Annotated in this window: 13 protein-coding genes, 1 tRNA gene and 1 other annotated feature; all 14 genes read right to left on the bottom strand. The window is 40.6% G+C overall.

Features of this window, described 5'->3' with window-relative positions:
* Window positions 1-39 precede the first annotated feature (39 nt).
* A complete protein-coding gene (locus tag C0966_RS10645) occupies window positions 40-1,065 on the bottom strand; it encodes a tetratricopeptide repeat protein (RefSeq protein WP_274855425.1) in 1,026 nt (341 codons plus the stop codon).
* 85 nt (window positions 1,066-1,150) lie between these two features.
* Window positions 1,151-1,741 carry a 3-isopropylmalate dehydratase small subunit gene (gene leuD / locus C0966_RS10650; RefSeq protein ID WP_274855427.1) on the bottom strand — a complete coding sequence of 197 codons (591 nt, stop codon included), beginning with the start codon at window positions 1,739-1,741 and terminating at the stop codon, window positions 1,151-1,153.
* 15 nt (window positions 1,742-1,756) lie between these two features.
* A complete protein-coding gene (gene leuC, locus C0966_RS10655; protein WP_274855428.1) occupies window positions 1,757-3,169 on the bottom strand; it encodes a 3-isopropylmalate dehydratase large subunit in 1,413 nt (470 codons plus the stop codon).
* Between the two features lie 147 nt (window positions 3,170-3,316).
* A complete protein-coding gene (leuB, locus tag C0966_RS10660) occupies window positions 3,317-4,429 on the bottom strand; it encodes a 3-isopropylmalate dehydrogenase (protein WP_274855429.1) in 1,113 nt (370 codons plus the stop codon).
* 25 nt (window positions 4,430-4,454) lie between these two features.
* Window positions 4,455-5,993 (bottom strand): 2-isopropylmalate synthase, encoded by a 1,539-nt coding sequence (locus C0966_RS10665; RefSeq protein WP_274855430.1) that lies wholly within the window; start codon window positions 5,991-5,993, stop codon window positions 4,455-4,457.
* Window positions 5,980-7,002 (bottom strand): ketol-acid reductoisomerase, encoded by a 1,023-nt coding sequence (gene ilvC / locus C0966_RS10670; protein WP_274855431.1) that lies wholly within the window; start codon window positions 7,000-7,002, stop codon window positions 5,980-5,982. The genes C0966_RS10665 and ilvC overlap by 14 nt, the downstream gene beginning before the upstream one ends.
* Before the next feature lie 35 nt (window positions 7,003-7,037).
* Window positions 7,038-7,556, bottom strand: a complete 519-nt coding sequence (ilvN, locus tag C0966_RS10675; protein ID WP_274855432.1) for an acetolactate synthase small subunit — start codon at window positions 7,554-7,556, stop codon at window positions 7,038-7,040.
* Window positions 7,553-9,268, bottom strand: a complete 1,716-nt coding sequence (gene ilvB, locus C0966_RS10680; RefSeq protein WP_274855433.1) for an acetolactate synthase large subunit — start codon at window positions 9,266-9,268, stop codon at window positions 7,553-7,555. The genes ilvN and ilvB overlap by 4 nt, the downstream gene beginning before the upstream one ends.
* 84 nt (window positions 9,269-9,352) lie before the next feature.
* Window positions 9,353-9,613 (bottom strand) — a binding site (T-box leader).
* Between the two features lie 4 nt (window positions 9,614-9,617).
* A complete protein-coding gene (ilvE, locus tag C0966_RS10685) occupies window positions 9,618-10,523 on the bottom strand; it encodes a branched-chain-amino-acid transaminase (RefSeq protein ID WP_274855434.1) in 906 nt (301 codons plus the stop codon).
* A gap of 573 nt (window positions 10,524-11,096) precedes the next feature.
* Window positions 11,097-11,173, bottom strand: a tRNA-Arg gene (locus C0966_RS10690).
* Between the two features lie 133 nt (window positions 11,174-11,306).
* Window positions 11,307-11,828 (bottom strand): metallophosphoesterase, encoded by a 522-nt coding sequence (locus C0966_RS10695; RefSeq protein WP_274855436.1) that lies wholly within the window; start codon window positions 11,826-11,828, stop codon window positions 11,307-11,309.
* On the bottom strand, window positions 11,825-12,436 hold the full coding sequence (locus C0966_RS10700) for an XTP/dITP diphosphatase (protein ID WP_274855437.1): 612 nt from the start codon (window positions 12,434-12,436) through the stop codon (window positions 11,825-11,827). The genes C0966_RS10695 and C0966_RS10700 overlap by 4 nt, the downstream gene beginning before the upstream one ends.
* Window positions 12,437-13,207: a ribonuclease PH gene (rph, locus tag C0966_RS10705; protein WP_274855438.1), complete on the bottom strand. Its 771-nt coding sequence runs from the start codon at window positions 13,205-13,207 to the stop codon at window positions 12,437-12,439.
* A 131-nt stretch (window positions 13,208-13,338) separates the two neighbouring features.
* Window positions 13,339-14,418, bottom strand: a complete 1,080-nt coding sequence (locus C0966_RS10710; RefSeq protein WP_274855439.1) for a GerMN domain-containing protein — start codon at window positions 14,416-14,418, stop codon at window positions 13,339-13,341.
* Window positions 14,419-14,740: the final 322 nt, after the last annotated feature.

The raw sequence follows: 14,740 nt of genomic DNA on the forward strand, positions 1-14,740 counted from the left end.
CATTATACCATACGTTTACATTGTTTCAACAGCCCAAGCCTAAATAATCGGATAAGAAATTTCTTCTACTTCCCTGATAATTTTCATAGCCTTTTTTATATCTTCTGGGGAAGCATTATATTTTTCAGCAAATTCGCCAACTGAATGCGCTGATCCAAAGTATTCCGATCCTATAAAATGGTAGGCAGCTGCCCAAACGGAAGGATTACTTGGACCGAAATCAAATGGATACATAAGAAAGAAATGCCGCTCAATTAACGTTTTAATATTTTTAAACAAAACCGGATCCTCGTTTTCGAGTGTATCTTTTAACATATAAGTGATCTCGAACATTTTGTTTTGTTCCCGAATATCCGCTAATTTAACTGGAATAAAGTATTCTGATCTGCCAAATTTATAAACACGGACTTCTTTTTCATATTCCTGCTCTTTTAAAATGTTTAGCAGCATTGTTTTTAAGAAAGGATGTCCTTCCTCCGAAATGAAGTAAGTTTTTATTTCTTCAACAAATGGCCGAATGTTTTGCTTCGATATCTTTGCAACTTTTAGTATTTGCTCTTTAGGGTCATTACTTGAAAACAAATTGTTTTTATTCTCTTGTAATGAGTGCAAATTTTCTTCTTCATCCCGCTTTTCATTTTTACCCTTGAACATTTTTTTACTTAAGTGGAGCATTCTTGAAAACTGTTCAAACTTCTCCGGCGGGATTTCCTTTTCTTCCAGAAGGGCTTCGATCACAGCTGCTATTTCTTCATATTCATTCAACTGAACGAGAATGCTAATATACAATTCAACAATCTGAAAATAGTCGCCGATTCCCTCATTTAGCATCTCCTTCGCCAGCATTTTTGCCTCTCTAAGATTTCCCGATTCAAAATAGGCAAGGACAAGTCCAATATGAATTTCGGTGTTCTTCGGATCAAGATTCTTTGCTTCAGAAAATAAATGGATCGCCTCGTGGTATTTTTTTTGCTGCAGTTTTTCCAATCCTTTTTCCTTTAACCTTTTTTCCAAATCGGGAAACAGTATTATATTCCCTTTATTGCTAAGATCCCGTCTTTTCATACTGTTACCGCCTTACTAATTTAGTTAAGGATAGTTTAGCACGAAAGGAACCGTGAAAAAAAGATTCACAGTAATAACTGTGAATCTAAACATTTAATGATTTGTTTTCGTAGGCTTTTATATAATCCTCAAGCTGTAATGTAATTTCAATTTCATCCCAGCCGTTTAGAAGTAGTTTCTTCCAATACGGATGAATATCGAAAGAAGCTTTGAACCCTGATTCATCGGACACATATTGTTCTTCAAGGTTAATGGTTAATGTGTACGGCTGGTCTTTGGCCTGCTCAAGAAGATAAGCAACATGTTCTGCTTCAAGAGTTATAGGAAGCATTCCGTTTTTCAAACAATTTTGATAAAAGATGTCAGCGAACGATGGAGCAATAATCGCTTTAAAACCATAATCCAACAGCGCCCATGGTGCATGCTCCCTGGAAGAGCCGCAGCCGAAGTTTTCATTGACAATTAATATTGTTGCTCCTTGGTTTTCCGGAAAATTCAATTCAAACTCCGGGTTCAAAGTGCCATCCGGCAAAAAGCGCCAATCATAAAATAAAAATTCCCCAAATCCGGTCTTTTCAATCCTTTTTAAAAATTGTTTAGGAATTATTTGATCCGTATCAACATTTGCTCGATCAAGTGCAGCTGCTTTTCCTTTAAATTGTTGAAATCCGCTCATTGGAAATCCTCCTTTCTAGACAGCCTCTGTGACAGCTAATTTACGAACATCCACAAACCTGCCGTAAATGGCAGCCGCGGCAGCCATGGCCGGACTTACAAGATGAGTACGGGCGCCTGCCCCCTGCCGTCCTTCAAAGTTTCGGTTTGAAGTCGAGGCACAATGTTCTCCCGGAGGAACTACATCGGAATTCATGCTTAAACACATACTGCAGCCGGAATCTCTCCATTCAAATCCTGCTTCAATAAAAACCTTGTCAAGCCCTTCCTCTTCCGCCTGCATTTTTACTTGTTGCGACCCAGGCACAACAAGAGCTCTTACCCCTGGATGCACACGTTTTCCTTTCGCAATTTCTGCAGCCGCCCTTAAATCTTCAATTCGAGAATTCGTACAGGAGCCAATGAATACATGCTGAATCTCAATATCTTCAATTTTCGTTCCTTCTGAAAGACCCATATATGATAAAGCTCTTTCTATTGATTTCCGTTCTGTCTCTGTTTTTGCTTCACTTAAATAAGGGATATGTCCGGATATTGGCGAAGTCATTCCCGGATTCGTTCCCCAGCTTACCATCGGTTCAATATCGCTCCCGTTAATGGAAAGTACTTTATCATAATGGGCATCAGGATCTGATGCGAGTTTCTTCCATTGCAATACCTTTTCTTCAAAGCTTTCTCCCTTCGGTGCATATTTTCTGCCTTTTAAATAAGAAAAAGTAGTTTCATCAGGGCTGATTAAACCTGCTCTCGCACCACCTTCAATTGACATATTGCATATCGTCATCCGTTCTTCCATCGACATATTTTCAATAACTTCTCCGCAATATTCAATGATGTACCCTGTTCCAAACCTCACTCCAAATTTAGCCAAAATGTACAAAATTACGTCTTTTGCGCTAACCATCGGAGCAAGCTTTCCATTTATTTCAAGCTTTAATGTTTTTGGTTTTGTTTGCCAGAGCGTTTGTGTTGCCAATACGTGCTCCACTTCACTAGTTCCAATACCAAATGCAAGAGCCCCAAAAGCGCCGTGAGTGGATGTATGGCTATCTCCGCAAACCACCGTCAAACCGGGCTGCGTTAATCCGAGCTCAGGTCCGATCACATGGACAATTCCCTGCTCCGGACTATTTAAATCCGCTAACGGAATTCCAAACTCTTTACAGTTTTTTTCAAGTGTACTAATTTGGTTTAAAGCCACTTCATCATCAATTTTAAACCGGTTAATTGTCGGAACATTATGGTCCATTGTCGCAAACGTCTTGTCAGGTCTTCTCACCTTCCGGTTTTTGAGCCTCAAACCTGAGAAAGCTTGAGGAGATGTCACTTCATGAACGAGATGAAGATCAATATAAAGCAAGTCCGGCTTTCCTTCTTCGCGATACACGACATGTTGTTCCCATATTTTATCGATAATCGATTTTCCCATGTCGATCCCCCTCTGTTGTAGTAAAAAATTTGATGAAAACAGGGGCTTAATTTTTAGGGTCTGGCTCCCTCCGAAAATGACAATAAGAATGGTTTTTTTGTTTGTCTATATGTTGTATTGGAGGGGTCTGACCCGCCCCTATTCTTCCTATGCATGAGCGTTCATGATACTTAATGTTGCTTCATTATCTAAGAGAACCGCTTTTATTTTTTCTACCATCTCTGTAGTGGTAATAACTTTCGCGCCGGCTGAATCGAGATCTTTTGTTCTGTATCCTGCATCAAGAACTTGATTAACAGCGTTTTCTACAGCTTTCGCTTCCTCTTCCAGCCCAAACGAGAGGCGAAGCATCATGGCGGCAGATAAAATCATAGCAATTGGATTCGCGATATTTTTGCCTTGTATATCAGGAGCTGATCCGTGAATTGGTTCATATAAATAAGGGCCTGTAAGTGAAAGGCTTGCCGACGGAAGCATTCCAAGCGATCCGGTCAAGACGGATGCTTCATCACTCAAAATATCTCCAAACATATTTTCAGTTACAATGACATCAAACTGTTTCGGATTTTTAATTAATTGCATCGCAGCATTATCAACAAGCATATGCTGAAGTTCTACGTCAGGGAATTTTTTTGCAATCTCTTCAGCGACTTCCCGCCACATTCGGCTAGTTTCAAGAACATTTGCCTTATCTACCGATGTAACCTTCTTCTTTCTTTTTTTTGCTAGCTTGAACGCCGTTTCAATCACGCGTTCCATTTCTTCCCGATGGTAAAAGAGCGTATCAACAGCGGCTTCCTTACCGTCTTTGCTCAAACGCTCGCTCGGTTTTCCAAAGTATAAGCCCCCTGTCAACTCCCTTACCATCAGCATATCCACATCCTCGATCACTTCCGGTCGAAGCGGCGAGGAATCAGCAAGACTTTTGTAATAAGTTGTCGGTCTTAAGTTCGCATACAAATTTAATTCTTTGCGAATCTTTAACAAACCTTGTTCCGGCCGAAGATGGACAGGAAGATGATCCCATTTTGGACCTCCAACCGCTCCAAGCAGAACTGCGTCGCTTTCCTTACAAATCGTAACCGTTTCTTCAGGTAATGGGCTTCCGGTGGCATCGTATGCTTCTCCCCCAATCTTTCCATAGGAAAATTGGAATTGTATGCCAAATCGTTCTCCAACTGCTTGTAAAATCTGAATTGCACCGGCAGTTACTTCCTTTCCAACCCCATCTCCAGGCAATACAGCAATTTTTTTTGTCATCGGAAATCTCCTCCGTTAATTTACATTAATTGCTAGTAACCACTTCCGATTTCTCTTCTACGTAAATGACACGATTGACTGCATTTAGATAGGCTTTGGCTGAAGCTTCGAGAACATCCTGAGCCAGCCCTCTTCCACTTGTTTCTTTGCCTGCATAGCGCATTTTGACATATACCTGTGCAAGTGCATCCCTGCCGGCTCCAACTGATTGAATTCGATAATCAAGCAAATTAATTTTTTCATTCATACATTTTTCAAGTGTGTTATATAACGCTTCAATACTGCCTGAACCGGTTCCGGCTTCTTGGATTATTTCATTATCACGGCCAGAAAGTGTAACCGTAGCCGTCGGTACTTGATTTGTTCCATATTGGATCTGAATCGATATCAAGTCGTAAAAACGGGCTTCTTTTGAAAGTTTTTCTTCTAATACAATTGCAGCTAAGTCATCGTCAGTCATTTCTTTTTTCCGATCCGCCAAATCTTTAAAAACTTTAAACAAATGGTTAATATCTTCATCAGGCACTGCCAAACCGAGTTCCATTAAACGATTTTTAAATGCATGGCGGCCCGAATGCTTTCCAAGTACAAGTGAATTTGATTGGAAACCGACAAGATCAGGAGAAATAATTTCGTAAGTAGTCTTTTCTTTTAGAACACCATCTTGATGAATGCCTGATTCATGAGCAAACGCATTTTTCCCAACAACCGCCTTATTTGCTGGAACAACCATTCCAGTTAATTTGCTGACAAGGCTGCTTGTTCTGCTTATTTCTTTTAAATTTAATCTTGTCTCTGCATTAAAATGATCTTTTCGAATATAAAGTGCGACAGCCAACTCTTCAAGGGCTGCATTACCTGCCCGTTCGCCAATTCCGTTTATCGTCCCTTCAACTTGTGTGGCGCCATTTTCGACTGCAGAAAGGGCGTTGGCAATTGCTAATCCGAGATCATCATGGCAATGGGACGAAAGCTCGACTTTATGAATGGAAGGAACGTTTTCTTTTAAATAACGGAATATATTTCCATATTCATGCGGGGTACTGTAGCCGACTGTATCCGGAATGTTAATGACATGAGCGCCGGCTTGAATAACTTCTTCTACAATTTCAGCAAGATAAGGAAGCTCAGTCCGGCTGGCATCTTCTGCCGACCACTGAATAATTGGAAATTTCTTTGCTGCATACTTAACGGCCGCTACCGCCGTTTCTTTTACTTGTTCAGCCGTTTGTTTGAGTTTATATTGGCGGTGAATCGGCGAGGTTGCAATAAATACATGCAACCTCGGCTCTGCACCTCCTTTTAATGCTTCCCATGCTGCATCAATATCCGACATAACCGATCTGGCTAAACCTGTAACGGAACAGTTTTTTACTGTCTGAGCAATTTGCTCTACAGAAGTAAAATCGCCTTTTGAAGCGGCAGGAAAGCCGGCTTCGATAATATCGACATTCAACCGTTCAAGTTGTCTGGCAATCTCAAGCTTTTCTGATTGATTCAGATTAACGCCGGCAGATTGTTCCCCGTCTCTCAATGTCGTATCAAAAATTTTAATTTTTCGCACTTGCGACCACTTCTTTCTGTTTGTCTTTATTGACAAATGGCATCATTTTTCTTAATTCTCTTCCGACTTTTTCAATTGGATGTTCTTTTTCGCGCTCATTGATGGCGTTAAAGACAGGACGGTTTGCTTGATTTTCTAAGATCCAGTCTTTCGCGAATTTTCCTTCTTGAATATCTTTCAACACTGCTTTCATTTCTTTTTTCACTTGATCATTTATGACACGCGGGCCGCTGACGAAATCACCCCATTGAGCTGTGTCTGAAATGGAGTAGCGCATACCTGCTAATCCGCCTTCGTACATTAGATCCACGATTAATTTAAGTTCATGCAAACATTCAAAATAAGCGAGTTCCGGCTGATAACCTGCTTCTGTCAGCGTCTCAAATCCTGCCTTAACAAGAGATGTAAGCCCGCCGCATAGAACAGCCTGTTCTCCGAATAAATCCGTTTCTGTTTCTTCTTTAAATGTTGTTTCAAGAGCCCCTGCGCGTAAAGAACCGATTGCTTTTGCATAAGCAAGCGCAAGCTCCTTTGCTTCTCCGCTAACATCTTGGTAGATCGCAAACAAAGCAGGAACTCCGGCCCCTTCTTGATACGTTCTTCTTACTAAATGACCTGGGCCTTTTGGTGCGACAAGCAACACATCACAGTTTTTTGGCGGAACAATTTGGTTAAAATGAATGTTAAATCCGTGGGCAAACATCAATGCCTGGTTTGTTAAATTTGGTTCGATTTCTTCTTTATACACTTTTGGCTGCAATTCATCAGGAAGCAAAATCATAACCACATCTGCCTGTGCTGTTGCTTCACCAACCGAATAAACTTTAAAACCGTCTTGCTCAGCTTTCTCCCATGATTTCCCTTTCCTTAATCCGATTACAACTTCAACTCCGCTGTCGCGCATGTTTTGTGCATGGGCGTGTCCTTGAGAGCCGTACCCGATCACTGCTACTTTTTTCCCTTTTAAATAAAGTTCATTTGCATCTCCGTTATAGTACATTTTTGCCATATTTCTTCTTCCTTTCCTATTTAAAATTTGTATATTTAAACAATTGAAATTGTTTTGACTGAATTTGCTGAACGCTGGATTCCTCTTGGGAATGCCGTCGTTCCCGTTCTTGCCAGCTCTTTGATTCCATATGGTTTTATCAATTCAATGAATGCCTCCACCTTATCGGTTTCACCGGTTATTTGAATAACCAAGCTGTCTTTGCTTACATCGATAACAGATGCCCGAAACGGCTGAATAAGCGAATATATTTCACTTCTTGTATGAGGTGGAGCAAGAACTTTTATTAACGCAAGTTCCCTGGCTACAATCGATTGATCACTCATATCAGTGACTTTTATGACATCAATTTGCTTGTTTAATTGTTTCGTAATTTGTTCGACGACCCTGTCATTATCTACGTGAACGACACAGGTGATTCTTGAAACCCCTTCTTGCTCCGAATGTCCGACTGTAATGCTTTCGATATTGTAATTCCGTTTAGAAAATAGATTGGTAATTCGGTTCAAAACACCTGGACGATTTAAAACTGTTAAGGATATAATCCGCTTCACTCTTTAACACCTACCATTTCATGTATCCCTTTTCCTGGTGCGATCATCGGGTAGACATTTTCATCAGGATTTACACGGAAATCAAGAAGAACCGGCTCCCGAGTATGCAAAACTTCGTTTAGGATTTTTTCTGCTTCTTCTTCGGATTGAATTTCATAACCTTTTATTCCGTAAGCTTCCGCCAATTTTACGAATGAAGGAAGTGTCGGAAACTTACTATGTGAGAAACGGGATTGATAAAAGATTTCCTGCCATTGCCGGACCATTCCGAGCGCTTGGTTGTTAAGAATAATGATTTTTATCGGAAGCTGGAGTTCAGCAATAACTGCAAGCTCCTGGCTGCACATTTGAAATCCGCCATCACCTGAAATTGAAAGGACGCATGCATCCGGGTCTGCCAGCTGGGCCCCAATACTTGCGGGAAGCCCGAAACCCATTGTTCCTAAACCGCCAGACGTTACCCATCTGTCCGGCTTTTTGAAAGGATAATACTGAGCTGCCCACATTTGATGTTGTCCAACATCGGTGACAACAATTGCTTCACCATTCGTTTTCTCATACAGCATCTCCATAACTTTTTGCGGTTTTAGTGTAGCATCTTCCTCATAGTGGAACGGATGCTTTGTTTTCCATTCCTGTATAGTATTCAACCATTCCTTGTTCTCTGGCGGCCTTCCTTCTTGAGCAATCAGTTGGGTTAATGCCTCCTTGGCATCGGCAACAACCGGAATTTGTGTTGGTACATTTTTGCCGATCTCTGCAGGATCGATATCAATATGGGCCACTGTCGCTTTAGGGGCAAAATGCTGCAGGTTTCCGGTAAGCCGGTCATCAAAACGGGCTCCGATATTGACGAGTAAATCACATTCATACAGTGCCATATTCGCTGAATAGCAACCATGCATACCTGCCATTCCTACAAACAAAGGGTGGTTTGCAGGAAATCCCCCTAAACCAAGGAGCGTATGGACAACAGGGATTTGCTGCTGTTCGGCATATATCTTTAATTCTTCTGATGCTTTTGCATGGAGGACACCTGCACCGGCTAAAATAACAGGACGTTTTGCACTGCTTACAGCCTCTGTTAATTTTCTAATCTGCAAATAATTCGGCTGCGTATTCGGCTGATATCCCGGCAAATTGACTTCAACATCATCCGGAACATATGCAACAGACGCTGCCATATCTTTCGGAATATCGATTAAGACCGGACCCGGTCTTCCGCTTGAAGCAATATAAAATGCTTCTTTTACGATCCGAGGAATGTCTTCAATGTTGCGAACCTGGTAATTGTATTTGGTTATTGGTGTCGTTATACCGAGAATATCTGCCTCCTGAAATGCGTCTGTCCCGATTACGCTAGTTGCTACTTGCCCTGTGAATACAACAAGCGGTAAAGAATCCATCATCGCATCTGTCAATCCGGTTACAATGTTAGTTGCACCAGGACCCGATGTAGCAATGACTACCCCTGGTTTCCCGGTGATTCTTGCGTAACCTTCGGCAGCATGAATTCCTCCTTGTTCATGCCTCGGGAGCACATGTAAGATCTTAGAATCGTAAATCTTGTCGTAAATCGGAAGGACAGCCCCGCCCGGATATCCAAATATCACTTCAACATTTTCCTTTACCAGTGCTTCGAGCAATAATTCTGCGCCACTCATCGCCTTTTTTTCAGCCTTTTTTTTCGTAAAGGCAGTTTCCTGCAACATTTTTGAGACCTCCTATTAATCACTGATTAAAAAATAAATTAAAAAAAGCCCTTCCATCCCCTAAACAGCCCACTTCACTTGGGCCTAAGGGGTGAAAAGGCTTTGAAACCTGTTCCACGGTACCACCCTTATTCACGCAACGTATGCGTGCACTCATGAACAGCAAACATTTTGCTGCTCGTTTTGATAACGGGTGCCGTGCACCCGACCGGCCCTACTTGAATTCTCTTTCAAGCCAATGCTCGGAGGTGAGTTCATTTTATGGTGCCATTGCCAGTTCTCAGCTTCTCCGGCTCTCTGTTAATGGCGGTCCATAAAACTACTTATCCTCTTCAACGCTTTAGATTATTCAGCTAACATGTGTGGTTTCCTGTTGATAATTTACTTTAAGTCCTTCTTTAACTACCCGTTCCCTGAATTTTTCCAATAATTTTTTCGTGTGGACCCCAGGTACACCATCGCCAATGACTCTGCCATCCACTTTTACGACTGCAATAACTTCAGCTGCGGTTCCTGTAAGGAAAACCTCATCTGCTGTATAAACATCATGTCTTGTAAACGGCTCTTCTTTCACCTCGTAGCCAAGCTCCTCAGCAATATCCATTACAGCGTTTCTCGTAATACCTTCAAGTGCTCCGACATAACCGGGCGGTGTTATGAAAACCCCGTCTTTGACGATGAAAATGTTATCTGCCGAGCCTTCAGCGACATAGCCTTGATCATTTAGCATGAGCGCTTCTTTCACGTTCGCCAAATGGGCTTCGATTTTTACGAGTACATTATTTAAATAGTTTAATGATTTTACTTTCGGGCTTAATACATCCGATCTGTTTCGCCTTGTAGCTACTGTAACTATTTCCAGTCCTTTTTCATATAATTCTTTAGGATAAATAGTCAACGGTTCGACAATGACAACAACGCTGGCTGATTTACAATTATATGGATCTAAACCGAGATCTCCTACTCCTCTGGAGACAACAACCCGGATATAGGCATCTTCGAACCGGTTTCTTTTCACTGTTTCAGCGATAATTTTTGTTAACTCATCCTGAGTATGAGGAATTTCAAGCATAATCGACTTTGCCGATCGGTAGAGGCGATCCAAATGCTCTTTCATACGAAAGATATTGCCGCTGTATACACGTATCCCCTCAAAAACTCCGTCTCCGTACAAAAACCCATGATCATATACTGAAATTTTGGCGTTCTCTTTTGTCACATATTCGCCGTTTAAATATATCCATTGTTCGGACACGAAAAACGCACCTCCATACTGTAATAAACGAACACTTTAAACTGTTAAATTTATAAATTGTAAAAAGATGAAAAACGGAAGTAACCATAAACCTTATTACTTGCCGTTCAAATTGTGATTATTTTACATCATGAGTAAGTACAGAAACGGTTTTTGCCGATCTTTATTGACAGAAAGTTCGGTTTATTTGAGGACTATCTTACGCTCATTTCATCTGAGAGTCAATAGTCTTTTTATGAATTATTCGATAATTTTGATATATCATTTTCTTTGTATCCGCTTACAATGTTGACATGCTAATATTTCTTCGTGTTGAAAAATTTTTAAAATTTTTATTTGATCGGGGAGGTATTTTGCATTCGTGCCAAAAGGAAAAACGCAGCTTAATATAATAGAAAAAATCCGTCATTTATGTTACGTTTCCTCACAAACAATAAAACGCTTTCAATTTTGGTTGCCGAAGAGGAAGATCGAAAAAAATATAATAAAAAACCGTTATGCAAACGAAAGTTCCAGCTGACAGGCCGGAACTTTCATTAAACATAACGGAATATGTTAGTGTATGTAGTTAGATGGCGTCCCAGGAGAGATTCGAACTCCCGACCGACGGCTTAGAAGGCCGTTGCTCTATCCAGCTGAGCTACTGGGACACACATAATCATATCAAAGACAAGTTTTATTATATTAGCGTAATAATTAAATGTCAACACCAAACTGAAATATTTTTTTAAAACAATGGAACGAGGGAAGAAAATCCGCTTCCCTCGTGTTCCAATGACATTTCTATCTTTTTGGAAGTGTAAATTCCGAAAATAAATCCTGCATTTCCCCTGATTCAATATCATACACTTGCAAATATACTGACTCTCCGGACAACTCTATGATTACGTATGTTCTTTCTTTTCTCATCCTGGGCAATAGAATGCTTCCCGGATTAATAAACAACAGATCATCAATCTTTTCAGCACCAAGAACATGAGAGTGTCCAAAGCAAATAATATCCGCGTTCAATTCTTTTCCGCGAAACCTAAGATTCATTAAAGACGATTTTACGGAGTAGCGGTGTCCATGCGTAACAAATATCCGTCTACCACCTGCTTCTTCAAGCCTTTCCTCAAGAAACCCGCTGTCAAAATCACAATTTCCTCTTACCGCCCGAAAGCGTTCAATAATTGGATGAGATGTTGAAAGTTCGGAGTCGCCGCAATGGAGCATCATGTCCACTTCATCTCCGTGCTTTTCAAGCAATTTTTCCAGCTCTGCAACAGACCCGTGACTGTCACTGACAATCAAAATTTTGGTCATGGCCTTTCTTTCCTTCCTAAAAGGGTATCAAGCTGTTTTTTTAATTTTCTTAATGCATTGGCACGATGGCTGATTTGATTTTTCTCTTCCGGAAGCAGTTCTGCCATTGACTTCCCTTTCTCCACTACATAAAAAACCGGATCATAGCCGAATCCGTTCGCACCCCTTCTTTCTTTCAAAATCAATCCTTCACATGTACCGGAAAATGTAAGTGTCGGCTGATTTGGAAATGCAACGGCAAGGGCACAATAAAACCTGGCAGTCCGTTCATCATCATTGACGCCTTCAAGCTCTTTAAGCACTTTGTCAATATTGGCTTCATCGTTTTTTTCCTCGCCTGCATATCTTGCCGAATAAATGCCCGGTCTGCCGTCTAAAGCATCAATCATTAATCCTGAATCATCAGCAATGACCATTTTTCCTAATTGCTTGGCAACAGACTCAGCCTTTAATATAGCATTTTCCTCAAAAGTTGATCCTGTTTCCTCAACATCGCCAATTTCAGGATAATCGAGAAGGGTTTTTACCTGAAAGCCCTTTGGCTCGAACATTGTTGCAAACTCTTTCGCTTTTCCTCTGTTTTTTGTAGCAATAATAACCTCTTTCACCTAACTTTTCCCCTCTTTAGCTTCTCTATTTCGTTTGATTAGGTTAGAAATTTCATCTCCAAGCACTTCTTTTTGAATTTCAAACAGTTCCATAAGCCCTTCCTGCGCAGCTTTTAAAAGATCCTGCAATTCTCCGTAGGAAAATGTAGATTCTTCACCCGTTCCTTGCAATTCAACAAATTCCCCGCTGCCTGTCATTACTACATTCATATCTACTTCCGCTTTTGAGTCTTCCACATAATTCAAGTCTAATACAATTTGTTTATTTTCGAGAATCCCTACACTTGTTGCAGCAAGAAAATCAGTTACGGGATACTTTCCGATCGACTTTTTTTCATAAAGCTTATATAATGCCATAGCCATTGCTACAAACGCACCGGTAATCGCTGCGGTTCTTGTCCCGCCATCCGCTTGAATAACGTCACAATCAAGCCAAATTGTTCTTTCTCCAATGTTCTCTAAATCAACAACTGCCCGTAAAGCTCGGCCGATCAGCCGCTGAATTTCCATTGTGCGGCCTGATACCTTACCTTTTGAAGATTCCCTTATGTTTCTTTGTTCAGTCGCTCTAGGAAGCATCGAATACTCTGCCGTTATCCATCCTTTTCCTTCCCCGCGCATGAATGGCGGAACCCTCTCATCAATACTGGCCGTACAAATAACTTTCGTGTCACCAACTGTAATAAGGACCGAACCTTCGGGATGTTTCAAAAAATTCGGTTCAATATGTATCGTTCTTAATTGCATTGATTCTCGGCCATCAACACGCATTTATTTTCCTCCTTCAGTTTGGCAATGTCTAATTTAAAAAGACTGCCAAACTTTTTTCAGCATTAAAGAAGAGGCGGCATGAAATGCCTACCTCTTACGTTGTCATAATATAGTATAGCAAAAAAGATTTATTAAAAACTACCTGTGTTGACTTTTTCAGGACGGGATACAGGTTCTGTAAGCTTTTTTCCATTTTCATTTACTATTTCTGTTTTTCCGTCCACCGTAATTGACACGCTTTCAATTCCTTTCTGTTCTGTTAAAGAAAGAACGAGAGAGTTCAACACATGCTGGGAAATCATTTTTTCTTCAAGGCTGCCATAAATAGCTTCATTGAAATTTAAAGTAACATTTCCGTTTTCCACTTTTGGATGGTCCAAGAGTTTTGTATCCGGATTGAATTCGCTTAATAGCGGAGAGGCATATCCCGGTCCTTTAATCAGCTCTGTAACAGCCGCAACAATGCCGTCTTTAACCTTATTTTCTACACGCCGGGTGACCGGAACATAATAATAAGAATCTTCATCCCCGCCAAGGTAATAGACGGTTACAGCTTTCGAATTTGTAATATCTGCCACTCCGGCCGTATCCATATTTATACCGTCTTTTCTGCTTAACTCTCCGCCGATTGGGGTTCCATTAACCGGCATCTCTGTTAACTCTTTTCCATTCATTTGTATTTTGACATTTTCAACAGAATCAAATTGGGTTAACGTCCATGTAACAGCCTGCAGGACTTTTAATTCATCCTCAGGTTTATAGTTGGCAAATTCTTTTGAGAAATCAACAACAGCAGTTCCATCTTTTATTTTTACCGTCATTTTCGTATCAGCCGGCAATACAGCCCTGAATCCATTAGGAAGAAGTTCTGTAACCGGCCCTTGTTCAACCAAGTATTCGAGCGCTTGTTTCGCTACACTTTCTGTTCTTGGAAGAGCCAATGTTTGCGGAACTACATAGCCTTCTTTATCAATTAAGTAAAGCTCGGTTTTTACTGTTTCTTCCGCAGCTTTCTCTTTTCCGTCAGTTGTTTTCTCTTTAACAGTATTTTCATTTTCTTCTGTTAAAGCTTTTTCTCCCTCTTCTAAATAACTGACGTCTTGAGGCGGATCTATTTTTGTTTCTTTACTTCCGAAAGATCCGCAACCGGACAAAATTATTGATAATACTAAAGCCGCTAATACAAGGAGCGTTTTTTTATTTATAGACATAATAATATCCCTCCTGATACAGTTTGTACTACATATATACGAACTTTCGAATAAAATAGACCGTCTTTCGCAAAAAAATTGGACATTCTTATCAGAAATTTTTTGCATTATTTTTGAACAAAAAACGAGCATGAGTTTTAAACTCCCAACCCTACCATGGAAATAGGTTTCATTATAATACATAACCAACATAATAAGGCGGTGTGAGCGAAGCCAAGCTCTAAATATTTACAAAGCTAAACAAGTATCTTGCTAAAAATAAGTTGCCATTTCTATCTTTGTTAGCGCAGCTCCGCCCCTTTTCCACAGAAAAAAGCTGACT

The organism is Bacillus methanolicus (genome assembly GCF_028888695.1).
GTDB lineage: Bacteria > Bacillota > Bacilli > Bacillales > Cytobacillaceae > Bacillus_Z > Bacillus_Z methanolicus_B.